A 21,487-nucleotide genomic window follows, 5' to 3' on the forward strand; every position below is an offset into this window, starting at 1 on the left:
TTTTTCATTATACTTCTTCTGCCCTAAGCTCGCTGAACAGCTGACAACGAGGAAGCGATGACGAAAACTGTGACACGTCTTGGCGTCGATATCGGCGGCACCTTTACCGATGTGGTGCTGGAGATCGGCCCGGAGCGGCATTCGACCAAGGTGCTGACCACCTATGCCGCCCCGGAAGACGCGATCGTCGAGGGGATGCATCGCGTCTGCGCCAAGGCCGGAATCGCGCCCAACCGGATCAGGCAGATCATTCACGGAACAACCTTGGCCACCAACGCCCTGATCGAGCGGCGCGGCGCCAAGACCGCCCTGATCACGACCAAGGGCTTCCGCGACGTGATCGAAATGCGGACCGAAAGCCGGTTCGAGCAATATGACCTGAACCTTGTCCTTCCCGAGCCTCTGCTGCCCCGCAACCGCCGCCATGTCGTGACCGAGCGTCTGGATGCAGACGGCAATGTGCTGATCCCGCTGGACGAGGCCGAGGTCGAGGCGCTTGCCGATGATCTTGCCGCCGCAGGCTATGAAAGCATCGCGGTCGGCTTGCTGCATTCCTATGTAAATGACGCGCATGAACGCCGGATCGCGGAAATCCTGTCGCGTAAGCTGCCGGATGCGATGATTTCGATCTCGTCCGAGGTCTCGCCCCAGATGCGCGAATATGAACGCTTCAACACCACCATCGCGAATGCCTATATCAAGCCGCTGATGAAATCCTATCTGACCCGGCTGGCGCAGCGCCTGCGGGATGAAGGCGCGGATTGCCCGGTTTTCCTGATGCATTCGGGCGGCGGTATCATCGACATCGCCACAGCGGCCGAATTCCCGGTGCGGCTGGTGGAATCCGGTCCGGCAGGCGGCGCGGTATTCGCCGCCGATATCGCCGCGCGGCACGGGCTGGATAAGGTGCTGAGTTTCGATATGGGCGGAACCACCGCCAAGATCTGCCTGATTCAGAAGCAGGTCCCGAAAACCGCGCGGGTTTTCGAGGTGGCGCGAAGCTATCGCTTCAAGAAAGGCTCGGGCATGCCGATTTCAATCCCGGTGATCGACATGGTCGAGATCGGCGCGGGCGGCGGCTCGCTTGCGCATGTCGATGCGCTCAACCAGATCCGTGTCGGTCCGGAAAGCGCCGGATCGGAACCCGGTCCCGCCTGCTATGGGCGGGGAGGCATGCGTCCCGCGGTGACCGATGCGGATCTGGTGCTGGGCAAACTGGATCCGGCCAATTTCGCCGCCGGAACCATCCCTCTATATCCCGACAAATCCGCCGGCGCATTAACTGAAACGCTGGGCAAGCCCCTGTCAATGGATGTGACCGAGGCGGCATGGGGGCTGGCCGAGGTGGTGGACGAGAACATGGCCAATGCCGCCCGCGTTCATGCCGTCGAGAATGGCGAGGATATCAGCGAATACACGATGATCGCATTCGGCGGCGCCGCGCCGCTTCACGCCGGACGGCTTTGCGAGAAGCTGGGGATTACACGCTGCCTCGTCCCGCAAGGGGCGGGCGTCGGCTCGGCTATCGGTTTCCTGCGCGCGCCCTTCAGCTTCGAGGCCAATCGTTCGGTCTTCATGAAGATGAACGGTTTCGATGCGACCGCGGTCAAACAGCTATTCGCCGAGATGGAAGAGGAAGCAAAAAGCTTTGTCCGCGGCTGCGATGCGAATGCCGAGATCAGAACCGAGCATAAAATCTACATGCGTTATTCCGGTCAGGGATGGGAAGTTCCCGTCCTGCTGGACCAAGCGGATATATCCTCGCCCGATCCGGAACGCTATCTGGCGCATTTTCAGGAAGAATACAGCAAACTCTTTGGCCGCCCGGTCGAGGGGCTGGGCGTGGAAATCACCGTCTGGGCCGTCAACGCCTTCACCGAGCCGGACATCTCGGATCCGGTCGAACCGGCCGCGGAGGGCGATGCGGCGCGGGTCAGCGGGCAACGCGATCTGTTCGATGCCGCGCGGGGGCAGATGCTCAAGGCCGGGGTGGTGCAGCGCGACGACCTTGCGCCCGGCCAGCATGTTACCGGCCCGGCAGTCATCACCGAGGACGAGACGACGATTGTCCTGCCCTCCAGCCAGGAACTGATCGCGCAGCCGGATGGCTGTCTGGACATCCGGGTGAAGACAACCGCATCGCAACGCGACGAAAAAGGAGCCGCCAATGTCTAAGGTCGGAAAAGTCGCCAGTCAGGTGATGTGGAACCGCCTGATCTCGGTGGTCGAGGAACAGGCGCAGGCCCTGATCCGCACCTCTTTCTCGACCAGTGTGCGAGAGGCCGGCGATCTGTCGGCGGGCGTCTATAACGAGGCGGGCGAGATGCTGGCGCAAGCCGTCACCGGAACGCCGGGCCATGTCAACGCCATGGCCGACGCCGTGGCGCATTTCATCCGCCGCATCGGCCGCGACAACATGTTCGAGGGTGACGTCTATATCACCAACGATCCGTGGGAAGGCACCGGCCATCTGCATGACATCACCGTGGTCTCGCCTTCCTTCCATCAAGGGCAACTGGTCGGCTTCTTCGCCTGCACCGCGCATGTCGTCGATATCGGCGGGCGCGGCTTCGGAGCCGATGGAAACTCGGTCTATGAAGAAGGGCTATACCTGCCGGTCATGAAACTGATCGAGCGGGGCGAGGTCGATCAGACCCTGATCCGCATCATCCGGGGCAATGTCCGCGCGCCCGACATGCTGGTCGGCGACATCTACGCGCTGGCCACCTGCAACGAGGTCGGGCATCGCCGCCTGATCAACATGATGCAGGAATTCGGGCTGTCCGACCTGTCCGACATCTCGCGCTTCATCATGGAAAATTCCCGTCGCGCCACGCTTGAGCGGATCAATGCCCTGAAACCGGGCAAGGCGGCGGGACATATGCAGATCGACGGTTTCGACAAGCCGATCGATCTGCATGTCAGCCTGTCCATTGAAAAGGACCGGATCGTGGCCGATTGGGCTGGAACATCGGGCGTGGACAAGAAGGGCATCAATGTGCCGCTGGTCTATACCAAGGCCTATACCTGCTATGCCCTGAAATGCGCCATCGCGCCGGAAATCCCGAACAATGCCGCCTCGCTGGCGCCTTTCGAGATCACCGCCCCCGAAAACAGCATCGTGAACGCGCAGCATCCCGCGCCGGTCGCGCTGCGCCATATCATCGGGCATATGGTGCCGGATACGGTCTATGGCGCGCTTGACAAGCTGCTGCCCGAGACCGTCCATGCCGAAGGTGCAGGCAGCCTGTGCAATTTTCAGGTCTCAACCCGCCCGCGCAGCGACGCGCCCGCGCCAAATGAAGCCTTGCGGGCAGAGGTACTGGCTTTCAATTCCGGCGGCGCGGGGGCGCGGCCCGGGCTTGACGGGCTGAACGCCACGGCCTTTCCATCGGGGGTGATGACCATGCCGGTCGAGGCGACCGAACAGGTCGGCCCGGTGATCTTCTGGCGCAAGGAATTGCGGCCCGATTCAGGCGGCGCGGGCCGGTTTCGCGGCGGTCTGGGTCAATATATCGAGCTCGGCGCACGCGAAGGCCACGAATTTGACTTTCAGGCGATGTTCGACCGCGTCGATCACCCCGCAAGGGGACGACGCGGCGGCGGATCGGGCGCGCCGATGACAATCGCGCAGGATGACGGCACTGCGATGCGCGGCAAGGGCAAGCAATTCGTGCCGCATGGCCGTAAGGTGATGATGGGCCTGCCCGGCGGCGCGGGCTATGGCGCCCCGGCCGAACGCGCGCCCGAACTGATCCGCCGCGACCTTGCGCTTGGCTATATCACCGCCGATTTCGCCCGCGAACATTACGGGCTGAGCGATAGGGATATCGAGGAAGTCATATCGAAAGCGAAGCTGGGCGAGACCATCTGACGGAAGCGCCCGGCCTGTTTACGCAACACCAAGGAAGGAGATATCGCGGCGGAACGGAGGCGGAATAGCGGATTTACAGCGAAACCGCCCTGCGCCCCGGCTCGCGCAAAGGCGTCCCCGCAGGCGGGTTATTGCACAGATTTGCAGCACAGAGGGTTCCGCCTTGTATGCAAGGCAAACCGGGGAAACAAATATTCCCGTAACCGCCTGACGCGCGTTAGACTTGACCGGAGCATATAACAATAATGCAATCCAACAGAGGAGAATATCATGAAGATTTTCGCAAGACTGGGGATGACCACAGCGGCGATCTGCCTCGCCTCGGCGGCGGCGGCAGAAACCAAATGGGTCATGGCCTCGGGTTATCCCGAAGACAGCTTCTTCACCAAGACGATCCGCACATTCATCGAAGAGGTCGAAACCAAGACGAATGGCGAACTCACCATCGACCTGCGCCCGAATGACGAGCTTATCAAACTGGACGCGATCCGCCGGGCCGTGCAGACCGGGCAGGTGCAACTGGGCGAGATCCGCTTTGGCGTCTATGGTAACGAGGATCCCATGTTCACGCTGGACAGCGTGCCCAATGTTGCGAATGACTATGACGAAGCGCGCCTGCTGATGGAGGCATCGAAACCATGGTTCGAAGAGAAATTCGCTGAATCAGGCATGCGTGTTCTCAGTTATATGCCGTGGCCGGGCCAGGGTTTCTTCACCAATTTCGAGGTGACCGACGGTTCCGAATTCGAAGGCGTGAAACTGCGCATCTATTCCCCCGCCACGCAGCGCATGGGCGAATTGCTGGGCTTCCAGGCAACGATCCTGCCTTTTGCCGAAGTACCGCAGGCTTTCTCGACCGGGCTGATCGAGGCCCTGTTCACCTCGGCCCAGACAGGCACGGATATTCAGGGCTGGGATTATTCGGATTATTTCACCTATACCGGCTCGATGCATAACAAGAACGGCATCATCATCAACGAGCGCGCCCTGCAGCAGCTGGATCCCGAATTGCAGGAAGTGGTGATCACCGCCGGGAAAAATGCAACGGAAACGGCCTGGAAACTCAGCCAGGAAGCCGCCGATGAACAGATCAAAAACCTGGAAGAGCATGGCATGACGACATCGGATGCCTCACCCGAGCTTCAGGAGAAGATGGCGGAAATCGGCGAGCAGATGATGGAGGAATGGAAGAAGGACGCTTCTCCCGAAGGCATCGAGGTTCTGGATAACTATCTGGCTTCCAAAGAGTAATCCCGGCCTTCACTGGCTGCGGCCTGTCCGGCAACATTGGAGACACTCATGTTGAGAGCCATTGCTCACAAGCTCTATCTGGTTTGCGGCTATGCTGCGGGTGCATTTCTTGCGGCAATTGCCGTAGCAACCTTATCGCAGATCGTGGCCCGCCAGATGGGCCGCGCGGTCGAGATGACTGAACTGTCCGGTTTCTGCATGGCCGCGTCCACCTTTCTGGGCCTGGCCTATACATTCGTGAATGGCGGTCATGTACGGGTCGAAATCGTCGCGCAACTGACCGGCGGCAAGATCAAGCGTGGAGTGGAATTGTGGTGCTGCGCCACCGGCATCGTGATCACCGCCTTTGCGGCGTTCCAGATGGCGAAATTCACGCTTGAAACCTGGCGGATCAATGAACTCAGCCCCGGTCTGCTGGCGATACCGATGTGGATCCCGCAAAGCGGGATCGCCTTCGGTCTGGCCGTGATGTGCATCGGCATCATCGAGCAGACCACGCTGGTTCTGGCCGGGCATCGGCCGGATTACGAAACCAATACCGACAGTACGGCGGAGTAACGTGATGGATAGCACAACCGCCTCTTTCGTCGCCCTCCTGCTGTGCCTGCTGCTGTTTCTGGGCAGCGGCGTCTGGATCGCGCTGTCGCTGCTCAGTGCGTCGGTGGTCATGTTCCTGTTTTTCACTCCGGTGGACGCAGGCTCGATCATGGCTTCGACCATGTGGGATGCAAGCTGGAACTGGGCTTTGACCGCGCTGCCGCTATTCGTATGGATGGGCGAGATCCTGATGCGCTCGGGCCTGTCATCCAATCTGTTTCAGGGATTGTCGCCCTGGCTGGCCCGCCTGCCCGGCGGGCTTCTGCATGTCAATGTTGTCGGATGCGGCGTCATGGCGGCGGTGTCGGGATCATCCGCGGTGACCTGCGCAACGGTGGGACGTATGACCGTTCCCGAACTGCGCAAGCGCAAATACGATTCCCGCATGATGGTGGGATCGCTGGCGGGCGCCGGGACGTTCGGTCTGCTGATCCCGCCCTCGATCATCATGATCGTTTACGGTGTCATCGCGCAGCAATCGGTGGCACGGCTGTTCATTGCCGGCATTGTTCCGGGGCTGGTGCTGATCCTGCTGTTTTCGGGCTATATCGCCATATGGGCAAAGCTGAATCCCGATAAGCGGGGCGAGGTTCCTCCGACCATGCCCTTCATGCAGAAACTGAAGGCGTCACGCGACCTGCTGCCGGTGGTGCTGCTGATCGCCGCCATCATCGGCTCGATCTATCGGGGGCTGGCGACACCTACGGAAGCCGCCTCCATCGGCATTCTCGGGGCGTTCATACTGTCTTTCCTGAACGGAACGATGTCTCGGCGCATGTTCATCGACAGCCTTATGGCGGCGACAAGAATTTCGTGCATGATCTCGTTCATCATCGCCTGCGCGGCCTGCCTGTCCATCGCTGTGGGCTTCGCCGATATCCCCCGCGTGGCGGCATCATGGGTGAACAGCATGAATCTGTCGCCCACGATGCTGATCGTCGTGCTGACGATATTCTTCCTGATATTGGGTTGCTTTCTCGAGGGAATCTCGATTCTGGTCCTGTCCAGCTCTGTGGTGCTGCCAATGGTTCAGGCTGCCGGAATCGATCTGATCTGGTTCGGGATTTTCGTGGTGATCGTCATCGAATGCGCGCAGATCACGCCGCCGGTGGGATTCAACCTGATCGTGCTGAAATCCCTGACCGGCAAGGGCATCGGAGAGGTGGCACGGGATACGCTTCCCTTCCTGCTGATCCTGCTGACGGCAATCGCGCTGTTCGCCGTATTCCCCGGCCTTGTGACATTCCTGCCGGAACTGATGTACCGATAGGCGATCGAAACGGGGGACGATCCACGTCTTAATGCGCCCCGCGGTAACGGGGCGCATATGCGGCCGGACAGGAATATGCTCAGGCATTTTCTATCTTCGGCCATCTGCGATCTCGCGACCGGAGATTGCCGCACAGTGTACTGGCACTGCACGGCCGGCACCTGTCACGCCCCGCAACGCTCTTACCCGGCGCGGGTCTTGCGTTTACGCGTGACCAGCTTCACGCCCTGCAAGACGGCGACATAGAAAACCGGTACCAGAAAGATCCCGATCACCGCCGAGGAAGCCATGCCGCCCAGCACCCCGATCCCGATCGAGTTCTGCGCCCCTGCCCCGGCCCCGTTCGCGATCGCAAGCGGCAACACGCCCAGCATGAAGGCGAATGTCGTCATCAGGATCGGACGCAGCCGCATCATTGACGCCTCGATTGCGGCATCCAGCAATGATTTGCCCTGCGCAACCAATGCCTGCGCGAATTCCACAATCAGGATCGCGTTCCGCGCAGCCAAACCGATTGTCGTCAGCAGCCCGACCTTGAAATAGACATCGTTGGACTGCCCGAAGATCAATGCCGCCGCCAATGCGCCAAGGATGCCGATCGGCACGGTCATCATCACCGCCAGAGGCACGGTCCAGCTTTCATACAGCGCCGCAAGCGCAAGGAACACGACCAAGGCCGACAGCGCGAACAGCATCGGGGCCTGATTGCCAGACAACCGCTCCTGATAGCTCAGCCCCGTCCAGGCCGAACCATAGCCGCCATCGAGATCGGCGACCATTTCCTCCATCGCTTCCATCGCCGCGCCCGATGACAGACCCTGCGCGGCCGCCCCGCTGAGTTCCAGCGCGCGCGTGCCGCCATAACGGGACAGCGCCTGCGGCTCCTGATCCCATGCCTGCGTCGAGAATGCGCCGAAAGAGACCATCTCGCCCTGATCGTTCCGCGCATACCAGCGGTCGATATCCTCGGGGCGCGAACGGGCTTCGGCTTCGCCCTGCACGATGACCGGACGCAATTCCGTGCCAAGCGCGAAATCATTGACGTCGCGCCCGGCAAAGATCACCGACAGCATCGCGTTGACCTCGGAAATCGACAGGCCGAAAGCGGCGGCCTTCTGTTGATCGATATCCAGCCGCAGCGAGGTCTCGAAGGGTGATTCATTGCCGCGCAGATTGGTCACGCGCCCGTCTTCCTGCGCAATCGCGACAAGCTGATCGGCAGCCGCCGACAACCCTTCCTGTCCCTGCCCGGCCTGATCGACGAGATACATCGAGAAGCCGGACGACACGCCCATGCCCGGAATGGCGGGCGGTTGCAGGAAGAAGACCTGACCCGAGCGGTTGGTCATGAAGAAATGCGCATTGGCCCGCGTGACCAGCGAGGCGACATCGAAGCCTTCGCGCTCGTCGTAATCACGCAGCTTGGCAAAGACCATCGCCGTATTCTGGCCCGAGCCGCCAAAGCTGAAGCCAAGCGCGGCAAAGACCGACTCGACCGTCTCGGATTCCTCGTTCAGCAGGTAATCCTCGACCTTCTCGACAACGGCCTGCGTCTGTGTCGCCGTCGATCCGTCGGGTGTCTCGACCATGACCAGCATCACGCCCTGATCCTCGTCCGGAAGGAACGAACCGGGCAGCTTCTGATACAGCGCCATCGCCCCCGCGCCGATGGCGACCAGAACAATCAGCATGCGGAACGGCCGCCGGACCAGCCGGGTGACGACAGATCCATAGCCGCGCGTGGCCCGGTCGAGATTGCGGTTGAACCAGCGGGCAGGCGCAATGCCGCCGTCGTGATTACGCGGGCGCAGCAGGCTGGCGCACATGGCGGGTGTCAGGATGACCGCAACGCCCAGCGACAGCACCATCGCCGTGATGATGGTGACCGAAAATTGCCGATAGATCACACCCGTCGCACCGGTCATGAAGGCCATGGGCAGGAACACCGCCGACAGAACCATCACGATGCCGACCAGCGCCGAGGTGATTTCCTTCATGCTCTTTTCGGTCGCCTCGACGGGGCCAAGCCCCTCTTCCTCCATCACCCGCTCGACATTTTCGACCACCACGATGGCGTCATCGACCAGAAGCCCGATCGCCAGTACCAGCCCAAACATGGTCAGGGTGTTGATCGAGTATCCCGCAAAGGCCAGCACGCCGAAAGTGCCAAGCAGCACCACCGGAATCGCAATTACCGGAATGATCGTCGCGCGCCAGCTTTGCAGGAAGCAAAGGATCACCAGAAAGACCAGCAGAACAGCCTCGGCCAGCGTATGATAGACCTGATTGATCGATTCCTCGACAAAAGGCGAGGTATCGTAGGGATAGACGATATCAACCCCCTCGGGCAGAGAAGGCGCGATACCTGCCAAGACCTCGCGCACGGCCTCGGCCGTGTCGACCGCATTCGCTCCGGTGGCCAGATTGACGCCGAAGCCCGCAGCCGGAGCTCCATTATAGCGCGACTCGCCCCCATAGCTTTCCTGCCCGATCTCGATCCGCGCGACATCGCCCAGAAAGACGGTCGAACCGTCCGGGTCCACCCGCAGCAGGATACGTTCGAACTCTTCGACGCTGGAGAATTGCGACTGCGCCGATAGGGACATGGTCAGACGCTGACCTTCGATCGTCGGCTGGGCACCAAGGCTGCCGACGGTGACGTTGGTATTCTGCTCTGCCACGGCGGCGGTCACATCGGCAGGCGTCACCTGATATTGCGTCATTTTCATCGGGTCCAGCCAGACCCGCATGGCATAACCCGACCCGAATGTGCTGATGGAACCGACGCCCGGTGTCCGCTTGACCGGATCCTCGATCCGCTGCGCAACCAGATCTCCCAGTTCCACGGTCGAATAGCGACCATCGCTGCTGGTCAATGCGCCGACAAGCAGGATGGACGAGGTGGAGCGCGAAACATTCACCCCGGTTTGTTGCACGATATCCGGCAATTGCGAGGTCACAAGCTGCAACTTGTTCTGCACCTGAACCTGCGCGATATCCGCATCGACGGAATCGTCGAAGGTCAGCGAGATCGAGGCCGAGCCGGGCGAGGAACTGGATGTCATATAGATCAGCCCGTCCAGCCCCGTCATCGCGTCCTCGACAACCGTGGTGACAGAGCTTTCGACGATCTCGGCCGAAGCGCCGTTATAGCTGGCGCTTATTCGGACGGTTGTGGGTGATATCTGGGGATATTGCTCGATGGCCAGCGAGGATAGCCCAAGACCGCCCACCAGCATCGTCACGAATGCGATCACCCATGCGAAAACCGGACGGTGAATGAAGAAATGCGCCATCGGGTTACTCCGCCGCCGGAGTGTCGGCGGGGGCCGCCACGGAATCATCGCCCTTTGGGTTTTCCACCTCGCGCACCACGCCGTTTTCATCGAAGGTGACCGGCACTGTCGTCACCTCGGCACCGTCCTGCAATCCGGTCAATCCGTCGACCGCAAGCAGGTCACCATCCTCCACCCCGTCGGTCACGATCCAATGGTGCTGATATGTTCCCTCTTCAGACAATTCACGCAGCACCGCCTTGCCATCCTCGACCACCCATGCCGTCAGCGTGCCGCTGCGGTCGCGGGTCGTGGCGGATTGCGACACCAGAAACGCCTCGACTGTGCCAAGCTCGACCTGACCGCGCACGAACATGCCCGGCAACAACAGATAATGCGGATTGTCGAAACGGAACCGCGTATCCACCGAGCCGGTCGAGGTCGAGACGCTGAAACTGGGCGCGACCATCTCGCCGGTAGCCTCATAGGTCTGGCCGGTTTCCAGCGTCAGTGTTGCCTGCAGCTTCTCGCTCATCGTCAGCCGGCCGTTGCGGATATCGTTGATCGTCGCCAGCATCCGGGCGGAAGGCGCATACATATCCACCTCGATCGGATCGAGCCGCGTCACCGTGGCAAGCGCATCCGCCTGACCCGCCGTCACCAGATCGCCCACCGAGGCCTGCGCCACGCTGGCCATGCCGTCGATCGGGCTGGTGACCGTGGTCCAGTCCAGCTCCACCTGCGCCACACGCAGGGCGGCCTCTGCCGATTGCACCGTGGCGCGCGCCTGCTCCATGGTCGCCCGTGCCGCCTCGACCTGCGCAAGCGTCGTTCCAGAGCCCTGCAACCGTTCCGTCCGCTCGTAAGATGCCTCGGCCTCGATCAGTGCCGCCTTGGCAGCCGCCACGTCCGCCTCGGCACTGCTGAGCGCAGCTTCATAGGTGGCCGCATCGATACGGAACATCGGATCGCCCTGTTTCAGTGTCCGCCCCGGATTGTAAAGGATCTCGGTGATGATCCCGCCGACCCGAGGCCGAATCGCCGCATCCGCGCCGGAAACGGCGCGTCCCGGCAGGGTCGCGACCATCGGCACGGCCTGCCGGGTAATTTCCACTACCCCAACCTGCTTGGGCGGCGCAGCGTCCTGCGCAATGGCGGCCGAGCCGAAAGCCAGAAGCGCAATGGCGGCAAGGCGGATCGAGTCAAGAAAATCGGACATCGTGATATTCCCCAGCATGAAGCAGCCCCGCGCGGCACGGGCCGGTATTGCAATCTCCTTGCACAATTCTGCACTGTGTGCAATGTTTGCTTTCCCTGAATATCGGAGAAATCGGCCTATGCCCGCCCGCTCAACACTTCGTGATCGCCGCCGCCAGCAAACAGCGCGCGAGATCCAGTCCGCCATGCTGCGGCTTGCGGTGCGGGATGGTTATGGGGCGGTCACGACCGAGATGATCGCGACCGAGGCAGGCATCAGCCCCCGGACCTTCTTCAACTATTATCCGAACAAGGAAGCGGCGCTGGTCGGCAAGTCGCCCGAAATCGGCCCGGATATCACTGAATCGTTCCGGCAAGGCACCGGCCCGCTGATAAAGGCCCTGTTCGAGGCGCTGGACCGGCATCTGCGCGACAGCTACCTGAATCGCGATACGATCCGGATGATCGATACGTTGCTGGAACGCAGCCCCGAACTGGTGCCGCAATTTTACGCATCGCTGCAAACACTTACTGCTCAGTTGGCGGAACTCATCGGGCAGCGACAACGCGCGATCGGCCATCATGACGCCGAGCTTCTGGCCGATATGACCACGCATGCACTGGCCAATGCCATCCGCAGCTGGGCGCAATCCGAAACCATGCCAGAAACAGATATCGCCAGCCATGCCCGGATACAGGTCGAACGGATAGGAGCGATCATTTCGGATCGCCAGAACGAAAACGCCTGACCGGGATCGCCAGAACCATACCGGCATGATGGTGGAAGCGTCAGAGCGTGCCGCGCCGCATCGGAAACGCCGGTTACTTGCGTCCCGCGATGGCCGGGGGCGCTGCCCCCGGACCCCCGAGGTATTTACCGCAAAGAAGAAGAAGAAAGGAACGGGCGGGCGCGGCATGCTCTATATCTTGGCGGCAACCCGGAAGCCGCAATTCCCGGTCGAACTGTCGGGATCGTTCCGGGTCCGGGAATGCACGTGATAACGGTCGCAATAGCTGACATGGCAAAGATACGACCCGCCGCGCTGCACGCGGGCATCCGGCTCGCCGATTGCGGTCAGGTCGCAGGGGTCAATGGGCGGAAGGCGTCCGCCGCCGGGTAACGGGCCGAACCGGTCGGCGGCCCATTCCCAGACATTGCCGGTCATATTATGCATCCCGAACCCGTTTGACGCGAAAGCATCCACCGGGGCGGTGCCGATCCAGCCATCCTCGCCACTGTCACGGGTCGGAAAGCTGCCCTGAAATGTATTCATCGCGAAGCCGCCATCCGGCGTCATCTCATTGCCCCAAGGAAATTTCCTCCGGGCCAGACCACCGCGCGCCGCACATTCCCATTGGGCTTCGGTCGGCAGATCAAGTCTGGACCAGTTGCAATAAGCCAATGCGTCATACCAGCAGATATGCACCACGGGATGGTTCTCGCGTCCCGTCAGATCCGAGCCGGGCCCCTCGGGCGCCGACCAGCAGGCACGCTCGACCTTGCGCCACCAGGGAAGACCCGGAGGCGTGGTCGCATGGGCCCGGGCATCCTTCAGCAGCAGATGGAAAACATAGCTCCAGCCTTCCGCCTCGGCCACCGTCCGGTAACCGGTCGCATCCGCGAAACGCGCATAATCGGCATTGCTGACCGCAAAGGGCGAGATGAGATAAGGGCTCAGCTTCACCTTGCGGCGTGGGCTGTCCATATCGCCGGGAAAGGCCGAGCGGCGCGCGCCCATCTCGAAGAAACCGCCACGGATTGGGCGCAGCTTCGCGCGAAGCTCTTCGCTGGTCTCTGCCGGGGCCTGCCTGACGGCATTGGCGCGGGCGAGAAACGCCATGTCACGCCCTTCGGCCGGGTCATCCTGGCGGGCGGGACCGCAGCAGCCGGATTTCTTACTGCCATGCGGCATGGCTCCCCTTTCCATCTGACCGAACCACCATGACCGTCATACGGCACAGAAACTGTCGATCTGCAAGGGAACCGGTGCAAACATAAATTGACAAGGCCGAAGCAGCAGCCCGGCACTTTTCATACCCGCCCTGTCACGACGAGTACGGCCCTCGCTTCAGCCAAGCGCATAACCGGTGCCGCGCACCGTGCGGACCGGATTGTCGCCGCCATTGGACATCAGAGCCTTGCGCAACCGGCCGACATGCACATCGATGGTGCGGGTATCGACATAGATATCGCGCCCCCAGACCCGGTCCAGCAACTGCTCGCGCGTCCAGACCCTTCCCGGTTTCTCCATCAGGGTGGAAAGCAGGCGGAATTCGGTCGGGCCAAGATGCAGCGGCAGACCGCCGCGAAAGACGCGATGCTCGGCCGCGTCAAGGATGATATCGCCGAAACTCAACCGCTCGCCCATGGTGGCGGGCCGGGTGCGGCGAAGCTGCGTGCGCAACCGCGCCATCAGCTCAACCACCGAGTAAGGCTTGACGACGTAATCATCGGCGCCGGTTTCCAAACCGCGAACCCGGTCGGTTTCCTCGCTGCGGGCGGAAAGCATGATGATCGGAATGCCGCGCGTGGCCGGGTCCGCCTTGACCTGGCGACAGACCTCGATCCCCGAGACCTTGGGCAGCATCCAATCCAGAACCATCAGATCGGGCTGCTCTTCCAGTACCAGAAGCAGGGCATCCTCGCCGTTATCGGCAACGACAACCTCGAAACCTTCGGCCTCGAGATTGTATTGCAGCACCTCCCGCTGTGCACCCTCGTCCTCGACGACCAAGACACAAGGAGTCTGACTGGTCATGGATTAGCCCTCTTCTGTCCCGGTTCCGACATCGGCAGGCACGCTGCTTGCCTTGGGCCGGCTGTCATCCGGAAGATCACCGGTGACGAGATAGATCACCTGTTCGGCGATCGACGTCGCATGATCGCCCATCCGCTCGACATTCTTGGCGATGAAATGCAGATGCATGCATGCGGTGATGTTACGCGGATCTTCCATCATATGGGTCAGGAATTCGCGGAACAGCGCGTTATACATCTGATCCACCTCCAGATCCCGCTGACGCACATCCTCGGCCAGATCGCCATCGCGGCGGATATAGCTGTCAAGCGCGTCCTGAAGCATTTTGCTGACCGCCTGGGACATGCGGCGGATCGCCATGCCCGAGCCATCGATTACCGGCATCTGGGTCAGGACATCGGTCCGCTTGGCCATGTTCTTGGCATAATCGCCCACACGCTCCAGCGAAGCCGAGATTTTCATCACTGCCAGCACCATGCGCAGATCGGTGGCGGTCGGCGCACGCAGGGCGATCAGCCGGGCGGCATCCTCGTTGATCTGCAATTCAAGCGTGTCGATGGCCGCATCGCGACGGCGCACCTCTTCCGCCAGTTCCTCGTCCCGGGTTTCAAGCGCCGTCGCCGCATCCGCGATAGCAACCTCCACCATGCCTCCCATCTTGACGACCTGAGCCTGAATCGTCTCCAGGTCGCGATCGAACGCAGAAGATATATGTTTGTCGCGGTTAATCATTCCTGCCTCCTCCGGGCGTCAGCCAATCCGGCCCGAGATATAAGATTCGGTCCGACTATCCTGCGGATTTGTAAAAATATCATCGGTACTTCCATATTCGACCAGATTCCCCAGATGGAAGAATGCGGTTTTCTGGCTGACACGGGCGGCCTGCTGCATCGAGTGGGTCACGATCACCACCGAGAAATTCTCGCGCAGCTGATCGATCAGTTCCTCGACCTGGCTGGTCGCGATCGGGTCCAGAGCCGAACATGGCTCATCCATCAGCAGCACCTCGGGAGCGGTCGCCACGGCGCGGGCGATGCACAGGCGCTGCTGCTGACCGCCCGACAATCCGGTGCCGGGTTCATGCAGCCGGTCCTTGACCTCGTTCCACAATGCCGCGCCGCGCAGGGATTTCTCGACAATCTCATCCAGTTCGGCCTTGTTGCGGGACAAGCCGTGAATGCGGGGGCCGTAAGCCACATTGTCATAGATCGATTTCGGGAACGGGTTCGGCTTCTGGAACACCATTCCGACCTTCGCCCGAAGCTGCACGGGATCGACGCGGCGATCATAAACGTCCTCGCCGTCCAGCAATATTCGTCCTTCGATCCGGGCAATCGGGATGGTGTCGTTCATCCGGTTGATACAGCGAAGAAATGTCGATTTCCCGCAACCTGAAGGTCCGATAAATGCGGTGACGGTCTTATCGAGGATCTCGACATCCACATCCTTGATGGCATGTTTATCGCCATAATAGACCTGAACCTTGCTGGCAGAGATTTTGATATCCTGTTGCGTCACGGCGCGCTCCGCTCGGTTGATGTCATACATATTTATGCTCCTTTCGCCGTATTACCAACGACGCTCGAACCGGCGGCGCAGGAAGATGGCCAGCAAGTTCATGCAGAAAAGAAAGATCAGGAGCACGATGATCGCGCCCGAGGCCCGCTCGATAAAGGCCGGATCGGCGCGCTGCGTCCAGTTATAGACCTGCACCGGCAGGGCCGAGGCCGGATCCCACAGCCCCTCCGGGGGCGCTGCGGGAAACTCCCGGACGAAGGCGACCATGCCGATCAGCAGCAGGGGCGCGGTTTCACCCAAAGCCTGCGCCAGCCCGATGATGGTCCCGGTCAGGATGCCCGGCATGGCCAGCGGCAGGACATGATGGAAGATCGACTGCATCTTGGACGCGCCCACACCAAGCGCCGCATCCCGGATCGAGGGTGGCACGGATTTGAGCGCGGCACGGGTCGAGATAATGATCGTCGGCAGCGTCATCAGCGTCAGAACCAGCCCGCCGACGATAGGCGCGGATTGCGGCAGCCCGACGAAATTGATGAAGGCGGCAAGGCCAAGGATACCGAAAACGATGGACGGTACCGCGGCAAGATTCGAGATATTCACCTCGATCATATCGGTCCAGCGGTTCTGCGGCGCGAATTCCTCAAGATAGATCGAGGCGGCGACACCGATCGGCACGGCAAGGAACAGCACCACCAGCATCATATAGGCCGAGCCGATAATCGCCACGCCCACGCCCGCAGCTTCCGGCCTTTGGTCCGAGGCGTCGGGATTGGTGATGAAATTCCAGTTGAAGCGGGTCACCAACTCGCCCTGCTCCTTCAGTGCGTCGGCAAGCTGAAGCTGCTGGGGCGAGGTGTTGGCATCCCTCGCAGCGCTTTCCATCGAGACGCGCCCCTTGAAATAGCCATCCACCCGGCCATTCACCAGAACGTTGAAATCCACTGTCTGGCCAACCTGCTCGGGGTTCGCCAGCACGTGATTGCGAAGCTGGGCCGAGGCCTCTTTCGAGATCAGGTTGCTGGTATCCGAGCTCGTCAGTCCCTCGATTGCGATGCCGCTATCGGCAACCGCGGTTTCAACCGCCTTGTCCAGAACCTTGCCATAGGACAGGGTCAGAACCTTGGACATTTCGGCCGGATCGCGGTTACCGTTCGGATCCAGCGTTTCGGCATCAAGCGCGACCGGGATCGACAGGTAACTTTGCCGGAAGGCGCCTGCTCCATCCGAAACGATGGAGGTCAGCAAGATGACAAGCGCGGCCATCGCGATCCCGATGGCAATCACGCCATACATGCGAAAGCGCTTTTCGGTAGCGTTGCGTTTCCGGGTGCGGGCATCCTGCGACAGCAGCGAATTGCTGCGCGGCTGAGCTTCGGAAGACATGGGAATATCGGTCATTCGTACTGCTCCCGGTATTTGCGCACGATGTAAAGCGCGACAACGTTCAGCCCCAGAGTGATCACGAACAGCGTCAGACCCAGCGCGAAGGCAACCAGGGTCTCCGGCGCTGCGAAATCGTTGTCTCCGGTCAACTGGCTGACGATCTTGACGGTGATCGTCGTCATCGCCTCGAACGGGTTAAGCCCCAGTCTGGCGGCAGCCCCGGCACCCAACACCACGATCATGGTTTCCCCGATGGCGCGGCTGGCGGCCAGAAGAACCGCGCCCACGACACCGGGAAGTGCTGCGGGCAGGACCACCTGCTTGATCGTCTCGGACGGGGTCGAGCCAAGTCCAAGCGCCCCGTCGCGCATGGATTGCGGCACGGCATTGATAATGTCATCCGACAGCGAACTGACAAAGGGGATCAGCATGATGCCCATGACCAGCCCGGCGGTCAGCACGGAAGAGCCGGAACTTCCCAGCCCCAATGGTTGCGCGAAGTAATCGCGCAGCATCGGGCCTACGGTGATCAATGCGAAAAGGCCGTAAACGATGGTCGGGATACCGGCGAGAATCTCGATGGCGGGTTTTGCGATGCCGCGTACGCGTTTGCTGGCATATTCCGACATGTAAATGGCCGCGAACATCCCGATCGGCACCGCAACCACAAGCGCGATGAAACTGATATACAGCGTGCCCCACAGCAAAGGCAGGATGCCCAGATTGGAATTGCCCTGAAAGCGGGGGGTCCAGTTGAGGCCAAAGAAGAATTCGGTCCAGCTGTATTTCTGAAAGAAATGTCCGGTCTCGAAGATCAGCGACAGCACAATCCCGGCGGTGGTCAGAATTGCGATGGACGAGCAGAATATCAAAAAGCCCTGCACGATCTTTTCGACCACGTTGCGGGCGCGAAAATCGGTATTGATGCGCGTCACGCCCCAGCCAAGCCCGGCAACCGAAGCCGCCAGCGCAAGCAGCCCGGCGAAACCGGTCGCCTCCGGGGGAAATACCTTCGCCATGCGCAGAACCGATGCGAGCATCAACACGACGATGGCCGGGGTCAGCGTGGTCAGTGCAACGCTGGCGCCGTGATAGCCTGGCCGGCTATGCAGCTTGCGGATATCCGTGCCGGCAGAGGCAAATGCCCGGCTGCGCCCGATGACATAACCGGCGACGGCCAAGGCCAGACTGACAAGCAATGCCCATGAAAGCGGCATCTGATCTTCCTTGCGTCAGGGGTAAGGGAGAAAGCGGGCGGCGCGAAATGTTCCGCGCCGCCGCGATACTCATTACTCGGACAGCGTGGTTTCGTTCGCCACGGCTTCCTGGACCGATGCCAATTCGGGATCGGCGACCAGACCGTATTGCGCCAGAGGACCTTCCGGCCCGGCCAGCTCATCAGCGACGAAGAACTCCGCATATTCCTTCAGGCCGGGAATCTCGCCGATATGCGCTTTCTTGACATAGAAGAACAGCGGGCGCGAAACCGGATATTCACCCGAAGCGATGGTTTCGGTGGAGGGTGTGACACCCGACATCGTCGCCACTTTCAGCTTGTCGGTGTTGTTTTCATAGAAGGACAAACCGAACACGCCGATCCCGTTGGGATCGCTTTCGATACGGGCAAGGGTCTCGGTATAGTCGCCGTCGATATCAACCGATTTGCCGTCGGTGCGCAGCGTCATGCAGGCTTCCTCGGCCTTGTCTTCATCGCCCATTTCGGCGGCAAAGACTTCCATTGCGCCCGATTCCTCACAACCGGCAAGGATGACCTTTTCTTCGAAGACTTCGCGGGTGCCGTGCTTGGTGCCGGGCACGAAAGCAAGGATGGCCTGCTCCGGCAGTTCCGGGTTCACTTCATTCCAGTTGGCGGCGGTATTGTCGACGATCGCGCCATCCTTGACGACCTTGGCCGACAGGGCGTTGAACCAATCAGCCGGGGTAAAGGCGAAATCGGGGCCGCTGGACTGGTTCGCGAAGACGATCCCGTCATAGCCGATGCGGACTTCCATGATGTCGGTCACGCCATTGGCGGTACAGGCTTCGATCTCGCTCTCCTTGATGGGGCGGCTGGCATTGGCGATATCGACGGTATTCTCGCCCACGCCTTCGCAGAATTTCTTGAGGCCTGCGGACGAACCACCGGATTCCACGACCGGGGTCGGGAAATCGGTATTCTCACCGAAAGCTTCTGCGACGATCGTGGCATAAGGCAGCACCGTCGAAGAGCCCGCGATCTGGATCTGGTCGCGGGCGGCGGCGGCGGTTGCGGACAATGCGACTACGGACAACGCCGTTGCCGTAAGACCAAAGGGTTTCATGTGGCAGCTTCCTGTATTGGTATGAATTCTAGCGATCCCGGACCTAGACCCTGACAATGACCGTTTCACGACGATTTTATGACATTTTTGTAACAAGCCCCTCCGGAAACAGTGGTCCTGGAATGCCGCGCGATTTCGATTCCGGCCCGACACCAGATCGAATCACCTACTTTGGCGACGGAAAAACCATGGAAATTTGCTGAAAACGCTTCAGGACAACAATTAACTAACTGAAAATAATATAAAACAATCACGATTAAAATGGGCGTGATTTTTTTCTTGTAAAACACGACAAACTTTGTTGTAATTCTCGTGTCAGAAGGCGTCACACGAGAGTTGGCGGCAAGGGCTTCCTTCACACCCTGCCGTCTGGTCCGTCCCGCCCCTCCGACATGAACTCACTTGGGGTCAGAAGAGGAGGTCCCGATGTATCGCACCGTTAAGACCGGTACCCATGCACTCGCTCAGGGTACATTCGTTCGCCGTCACGCTGACGGCCAGGTCGAAATCAACCTTGGCGACAGGCATGTCATCGGCTGGCCCGTCGGCGCAACGTCCGAATGCGCCGGTCAACAGCATGTCATCGCACGGCTGTTTGGCACGGGCTATTGGCGCGGCGGCCTGTTCGCTGCCGTGACGGCGTTGGGCTTAGGGCTTTCATTCCTGTCTGGTATGACTGCGCAGGCGGAGTTCCTGAATGCTCCGGATAGCCTGACCCATAATTTCTGACAAAAACTTAACAAGTTGCGCGGGGAATATATAGCTCCATAATATATCTCCGACGCATTGTATCTTCCACGCTTCCCGGCCCGTCAGGCGCATGATCGCGCCTGGCGGGTTTTTTGTTGCCCCCAATCCCCTGCCCGCGCTTGCCCGATAGCCCGCGCCGGACCGGACGGACGCCAGGCCCGCACATCTTGCCTTCCCGGTTTTCCGGCGCGACATTGGGAAAATCAAAGCGCTTCACCGGCGATCCCCGGCTTGCACAAGCCGGGGGAATGCGCAATCAAGGCGCGGATGCGAGGAAAAGGGCCAATGCGATGCTGGATATGAATGCCAAACCCACAGAAGAGATCGACCTGCGCGAGGTATTCGGTCTGGACAGCGACATGAAGGTCAAGGGTTTTGCGGACCGCAGCGAACGCGTGCCCGATATCGACAGCACCTATAAATTCGACCCGGACACCACGCTCGCGATTCTGGCGGGATTTGCCTATAATCGCCGGGTAATGGTGCAGGGCTATCACGGCACCGGCAAATCGACTCATATCGAACAGATCGCCGCGCGTCTGAACTGGCCATGCGTACGGGTAAATCTGGACAGCCATGTCAGCCGGATCGACCTGATCGGCAAGGATGCGATCAAACTGGTCGATGGCAAGCAGGTCACGGTTTTCCACGAGGGCATCCTGCCCTGGGCTCTGCGCAACCCGACCGCGATTGTCTTTGACGAATATGACGCCGGGCGCGCCGATGTGATGTTCGTGATCCAGCGCGTGCTGGAGGCTGACGGCAAACTGACCCTTCTGGACCAGAACGAAGTGATCACGCCGAACCCCTATTTCCGGCTGTTCGCGACCTCGAACACCGTGGGTTTGGGCGACACCACCGGCCTGTATCACGGCACGCAGCAGATCAACCAGGGTCAGATGGACCGCTGGTCGCTGGTCTCGACGCTGAACTATCTCAGCCATGATGCCGAGGCGGCGATCGTGCTGGCCAAGAACCCGAATTACAATAATGAAAAGGGCCGCAAGGTGATCGGCCAGATGGTGACACTCGCCGATCTGACCCGGACAGCCTTCATGCAGGGCGACCTGTCGACCGTGATGTCGCCGCGCACGGTGATCACATGGGCGCAGAATGCACGGATCTTCGACAATGTCGGCTATGCGTTCCGCCTGACCTTCCTGAACAAATGCGACGAGCTGGAACGGCAGACCGTGGCCGAATTCTACCAGCGCCTGTTCGACGAGGAATTGCCCGAGAGTGTGGTGACGCAGGCGGGGTGACGCGCAGGATTTTGATAAAGCGGTGTG

General features: G+C 60.6%; 17 protein-coding genes. 8 read left to right on the top strand and 9 right to left on the bottom strand.

Annotated features, from left to right (window positions below):
• The first annotated feature begins 57 nt into the window (after positions 1 to 57).
• The 5 genes from D3P04_RS18630 to D3P04_RS18650 all read left to right on the top strand — a co-directional run bounded on the left by D3P04_RS18630 (position 58) and on the right by D3P04_RS18650 (position 6,992).
• Complete coding sequence (locus D3P04_RS18630) at positions 58 to 2,175, top strand: hydantoinase/oxoprolinase family protein (RefSeq protein ID WP_119751378.1); 2,118 nt, start codon at positions 58 to 60, stop codon at positions 2,173 to 2,175.
• Complete coding sequence (locus D3P04_RS18635) at positions 2,168 to 3,874, top strand: hydantoinase B/oxoprolinase family protein (RefSeq protein ID WP_119751379.1); 1,707 nt, start codon at positions 2,168 to 2,170, stop codon at positions 3,872 to 3,874. Before D3P04_RS18630 ends, D3P04_RS18635 begins: the two co-directional genes overlap by 8 nt.
• A 270-nt stretch (positions 3,875 to 4,144) precedes the next feature.
• Positions 4,145 to 5,125: a TRAP transporter substrate-binding protein gene (locus tag D3P04_RS18640; RefSeq protein ID WP_119751380.1), complete on the top strand. Its 981-nt coding sequence runs from the start codon at positions 4,145 to 4,147 to the stop codon at positions 5,123 to 5,125.
• A 48-nt stretch (positions 5,126 to 5,173) separates the two neighbouring features.
• Positions 5,174 to 5,683: a TRAP transporter small permease gene (locus D3P04_RS18645; RefSeq protein ID WP_119751381.1), complete on the top strand. Its 510-nt coding sequence runs from the start codon at positions 5,174 to 5,176 to the stop codon at positions 5,681 to 5,683.
• Positions 5,684 to 5,687: 4 nt separating this feature from the next.
• Complete coding sequence (locus D3P04_RS18650; RefSeq protein WP_119751382.1) at positions 5,688 to 6,992, top strand: TRAP transporter large permease; 1,305 nt, start codon at positions 5,688 to 5,690, stop codon at positions 6,990 to 6,992.
• A gap of 182 nt (positions 6,993 to 7,174) precedes the next feature.
• Here D3P04_RS18650 and D3P04_RS18655 read toward each other — a convergent pair whose 3' ends face one another.
• Positions 7,175 to 10,288: an efflux RND transporter permease subunit gene (locus D3P04_RS18655; protein ID WP_119751383.1), complete on the bottom strand. Its 3,114-nt coding sequence runs from the start codon at positions 10,286 to 10,288 to the stop codon at positions 7,175 to 7,177.
• Between the two features lie 4 nt (positions 10,289 to 10,292).
• Positions 10,293 to 11,486 carry an efflux RND transporter periplasmic adaptor subunit gene (locus D3P04_RS18660; RefSeq protein WP_119751455.1) on the bottom strand — a complete coding sequence of 398 codons (1,194 nt, stop codon included), beginning with the start codon at positions 11,484 to 11,486 and terminating at the stop codon, positions 10,293 to 10,295.
• Positions 11,487 to 11,604: 118 nt separating this feature from the next.
• On the opposite strand from D3P04_RS18660, the gene D3P04_RS18665 reads away from it, so the two are divergent.
• Positions 11,605 to 12,213: a TetR/AcrR family transcriptional regulator gene (locus D3P04_RS18665; RefSeq protein WP_182912933.1), complete on the top strand. Its 609-nt coding sequence runs from the start codon at positions 11,605 to 11,607 to the stop codon at positions 12,211 to 12,213.
• A gap of 171 nt (positions 12,214 to 12,384) precedes the next feature.
• Here the strand turns inward: D3P04_RS18665 and D3P04_RS18670 are convergent, their stop codons facing one another.
• The 7 genes from D3P04_RS18670 to D3P04_RS18700 all read right to left on the bottom strand — a co-directional run bounded on the left by D3P04_RS18670 (position 12,385) and on the right by D3P04_RS18700 (position 19,448).
• Positions 12,385 to 13,377, bottom strand: a complete 993-nt coding sequence (locus D3P04_RS18670) for a formylglycine-generating enzyme family protein (protein ID WP_232845084.1) — start codon at positions 13,375 to 13,377, stop codon at positions 12,385 to 12,387.
• Between the two features lie 156 nt (positions 13,378 to 13,533).
• Positions 13,534 to 14,223: a phosphate regulon transcriptional regulator PhoB gene (gene phoB / locus D3P04_RS18675; RefSeq protein WP_119751384.1), complete on the bottom strand. Its 690-nt coding sequence runs from the start codon at positions 14,221 to 14,223 to the stop codon at positions 13,534 to 13,536.
• 3 nt (positions 14,224 to 14,226) lie between these two features.
• Positions 14,227 to 14,955, bottom strand: coding sequence for a phosphate signaling complex protein PhoU (gene phoU / locus D3P04_RS18680; RefSeq protein WP_408634394.1), 729 nt, complete (start codon positions 14,953 to 14,955; stop codon positions 14,227 to 14,229).
• Positions 14,956 to 14,973: 18 nt separating this feature from the next.
• Complete coding sequence (gene pstB, locus D3P04_RS18685; protein WP_119751385.1) at positions 14,974 to 15,771, bottom strand: phosphate ABC transporter ATP-binding protein PstB; 798 nt, start codon at positions 15,769 to 15,771, stop codon at positions 14,974 to 14,976.
• A 21-nt stretch (positions 15,772 to 15,792) separates the two neighbouring features.
• Entirely contained in the window at positions 15,793 to 17,142 is a 1,350-nt protein-coding gene (pstA, locus tag D3P04_RS18690) for a phosphate ABC transporter permease PstA (RefSeq protein ID WP_119751386.1), read from the bottom strand.
• Positions 17,139 to 18,344 carry a phosphate ABC transporter permease subunit PstC gene (gene pstC / locus D3P04_RS18695; RefSeq protein ID WP_119751387.1) on the bottom strand — a complete coding sequence of 402 codons (1,206 nt, stop codon included), beginning with the start codon at positions 18,342 to 18,344 and terminating at the stop codon, positions 17,139 to 17,141. The genes pstA and pstC overlap by 4 nt, the downstream gene beginning before the upstream one ends.
• A 72-nt stretch (positions 18,345 to 18,416) precedes the next feature.
• On the bottom strand, positions 18,417 to 19,448 hold the full coding sequence (locus tag D3P04_RS18700) for a substrate-binding domain-containing protein (protein ID WP_119751388.1): 1,032 nt from the start codon (positions 19,446 to 19,448) through the stop codon (positions 18,417 to 18,419).
• A 426-nt stretch (positions 19,449 to 19,874) separates the two neighbouring features.
• On the opposite strand from D3P04_RS18700, the gene D3P04_RS18705 reads away from it, so the two are divergent.
• Both D3P04_RS18705 and cobS read left to right on the top strand, forming a co-directional pair.
• Positions 19,875 to 20,177 (top strand): hypothetical protein, encoded by a 303-nt coding sequence (locus D3P04_RS18705; RefSeq protein ID WP_119751389.1) that lies wholly within the window; start codon positions 19,875 to 19,877, stop codon positions 20,175 to 20,177.
• A gap of 311 nt (positions 20,178 to 20,488) precedes the next feature.
• Positions 20,489 to 21,460 (top strand): cobaltochelatase subunit CobS, encoded by a 972-nt coding sequence (gene cobS / locus D3P04_RS18710; RefSeq protein ID WP_119751459.1) that lies wholly within the window; start codon positions 20,489 to 20,491, stop codon positions 21,458 to 21,460.
• The last annotated feature ends 27 nt before the right edge of the window (positions 21,461 to 21,487 follow it).

It is taken from the genome of Paracoccus onubensis (genome assembly GCF_003591515.1).
Taxonomy (GTDB): Bacteria; Pseudomonadota; Alphaproteobacteria; order Rhodobacterales; family Rhodobacteraceae; genus Paracoccus; species Paracoccus onubensis.

Excerpts from the sequence above, each read along its gene's own strand:
- D3P04_RS18630 (WP_119751378.1), top strand. The coding sequence starts at position 58 with ATGACGAAAACTGTGACACGTCTTGGCGTCGATATCGGCGGCACCTTT.
- D3P04_RS18635 (WP_119751379.1), top strand. The coding sequence starts at position 2,168 with ATGTCTAAGGTCGGAAAAGTCGCCAGTCAGGTGATGTGGAACCGCCTG.
- D3P04_RS18640 (WP_119751380.1), top strand. The coding sequence starts at position 4,145 with ATGAAGATTTTCGCAAGACTGGGGATGACCACAGCGGCGATCTGCCTC.
- D3P04_RS18645 (WP_119751381.1), top strand. The coding sequence starts at position 5,174 with ATGTTGAGAGCCATTGCTCACAAGCTCTATCTGGTTTGCGGCTATGCT.
- D3P04_RS18650 (WP_119751382.1), top strand. The coding sequence starts at position 5,688 with ATGGATAGCACAACCGCCTCTTTCGTCGCCCTCCTGCTGTGCCTGCTG.
- D3P04_RS18655 (WP_119751383.1), bottom strand. The coding sequence starts at position 10,288 with ATGGCGCATTTCTTCATTCACCGTCCGGTTTTCGCATGGGTGATCGCA.
- D3P04_RS18660 (WP_119751455.1), bottom strand. The coding sequence starts at position 11,486 with ATGTCCGATTTTCTTGACTCGATCCGCCTTGCCGCCATTGCGCTTCTG.
- D3P04_RS18665 (WP_182912933.1), top strand. The coding sequence starts at position 11,605 with ATGCCCGCCCGCTCAACACTTCGTGATCGCCGCCGCCAGCAAACAGCG.
- D3P04_RS18670 (WP_232845084.1), bottom strand. The coding sequence starts at position 13,377 with ATGCCGCATGGCAGTAAGAAATCCGGCTGCTGCGGTCCCGCCCGCCAG.
- phoB (WP_119751384.1), bottom strand. The coding sequence starts at position 14,223 with ATGACCAGTCAGACTCCTTGTGTCTTGGTCGTCGAGGACGAGGGTGCA.
- phoU (WP_408634394.1), bottom strand. The coding sequence starts at position 14,955 with ATGATTAACCGCGACAAACATATATCTTCTGCGTTCGATCGCGACCTG.
- pstB (WP_119751385.1), bottom strand. The coding sequence starts at position 15,771 with ATGTATGACATCAACCGAGCGGAGCGCGCCGTGACGCAACAGGATATC.
- pstA (WP_119751386.1), bottom strand. The coding sequence starts at position 17,142 with ATGACCGATATTCCCATGTCTTCCGAAGCTCAGCCGCGCAGCAATTCG.
- pstC (WP_119751387.1), bottom strand. The coding sequence starts at position 18,344 with ATGCCGCTTTCATGGGCATTGCTTGTCAGTCTGGCCTTGGCCGTCGCC.
- D3P04_RS18700 (WP_119751388.1), bottom strand. The coding sequence starts at position 19,448 with ATGAAACCCTTTGGTCTTACGGCAACGGCGTTGTCCGTAGTCGCATTG.
- D3P04_RS18705 (WP_119751389.1), top strand. The coding sequence starts at position 19,875 with ATGTATCGCACCGTTAAGACCGGTACCCATGCACTCGCTCAGGGTACA.
- cobS (WP_119751459.1), top strand. The coding sequence starts at position 20,489 with ATGCTGGATATGAATGCCAAACCCACAGAAGAGATCGACCTGCGCGAG.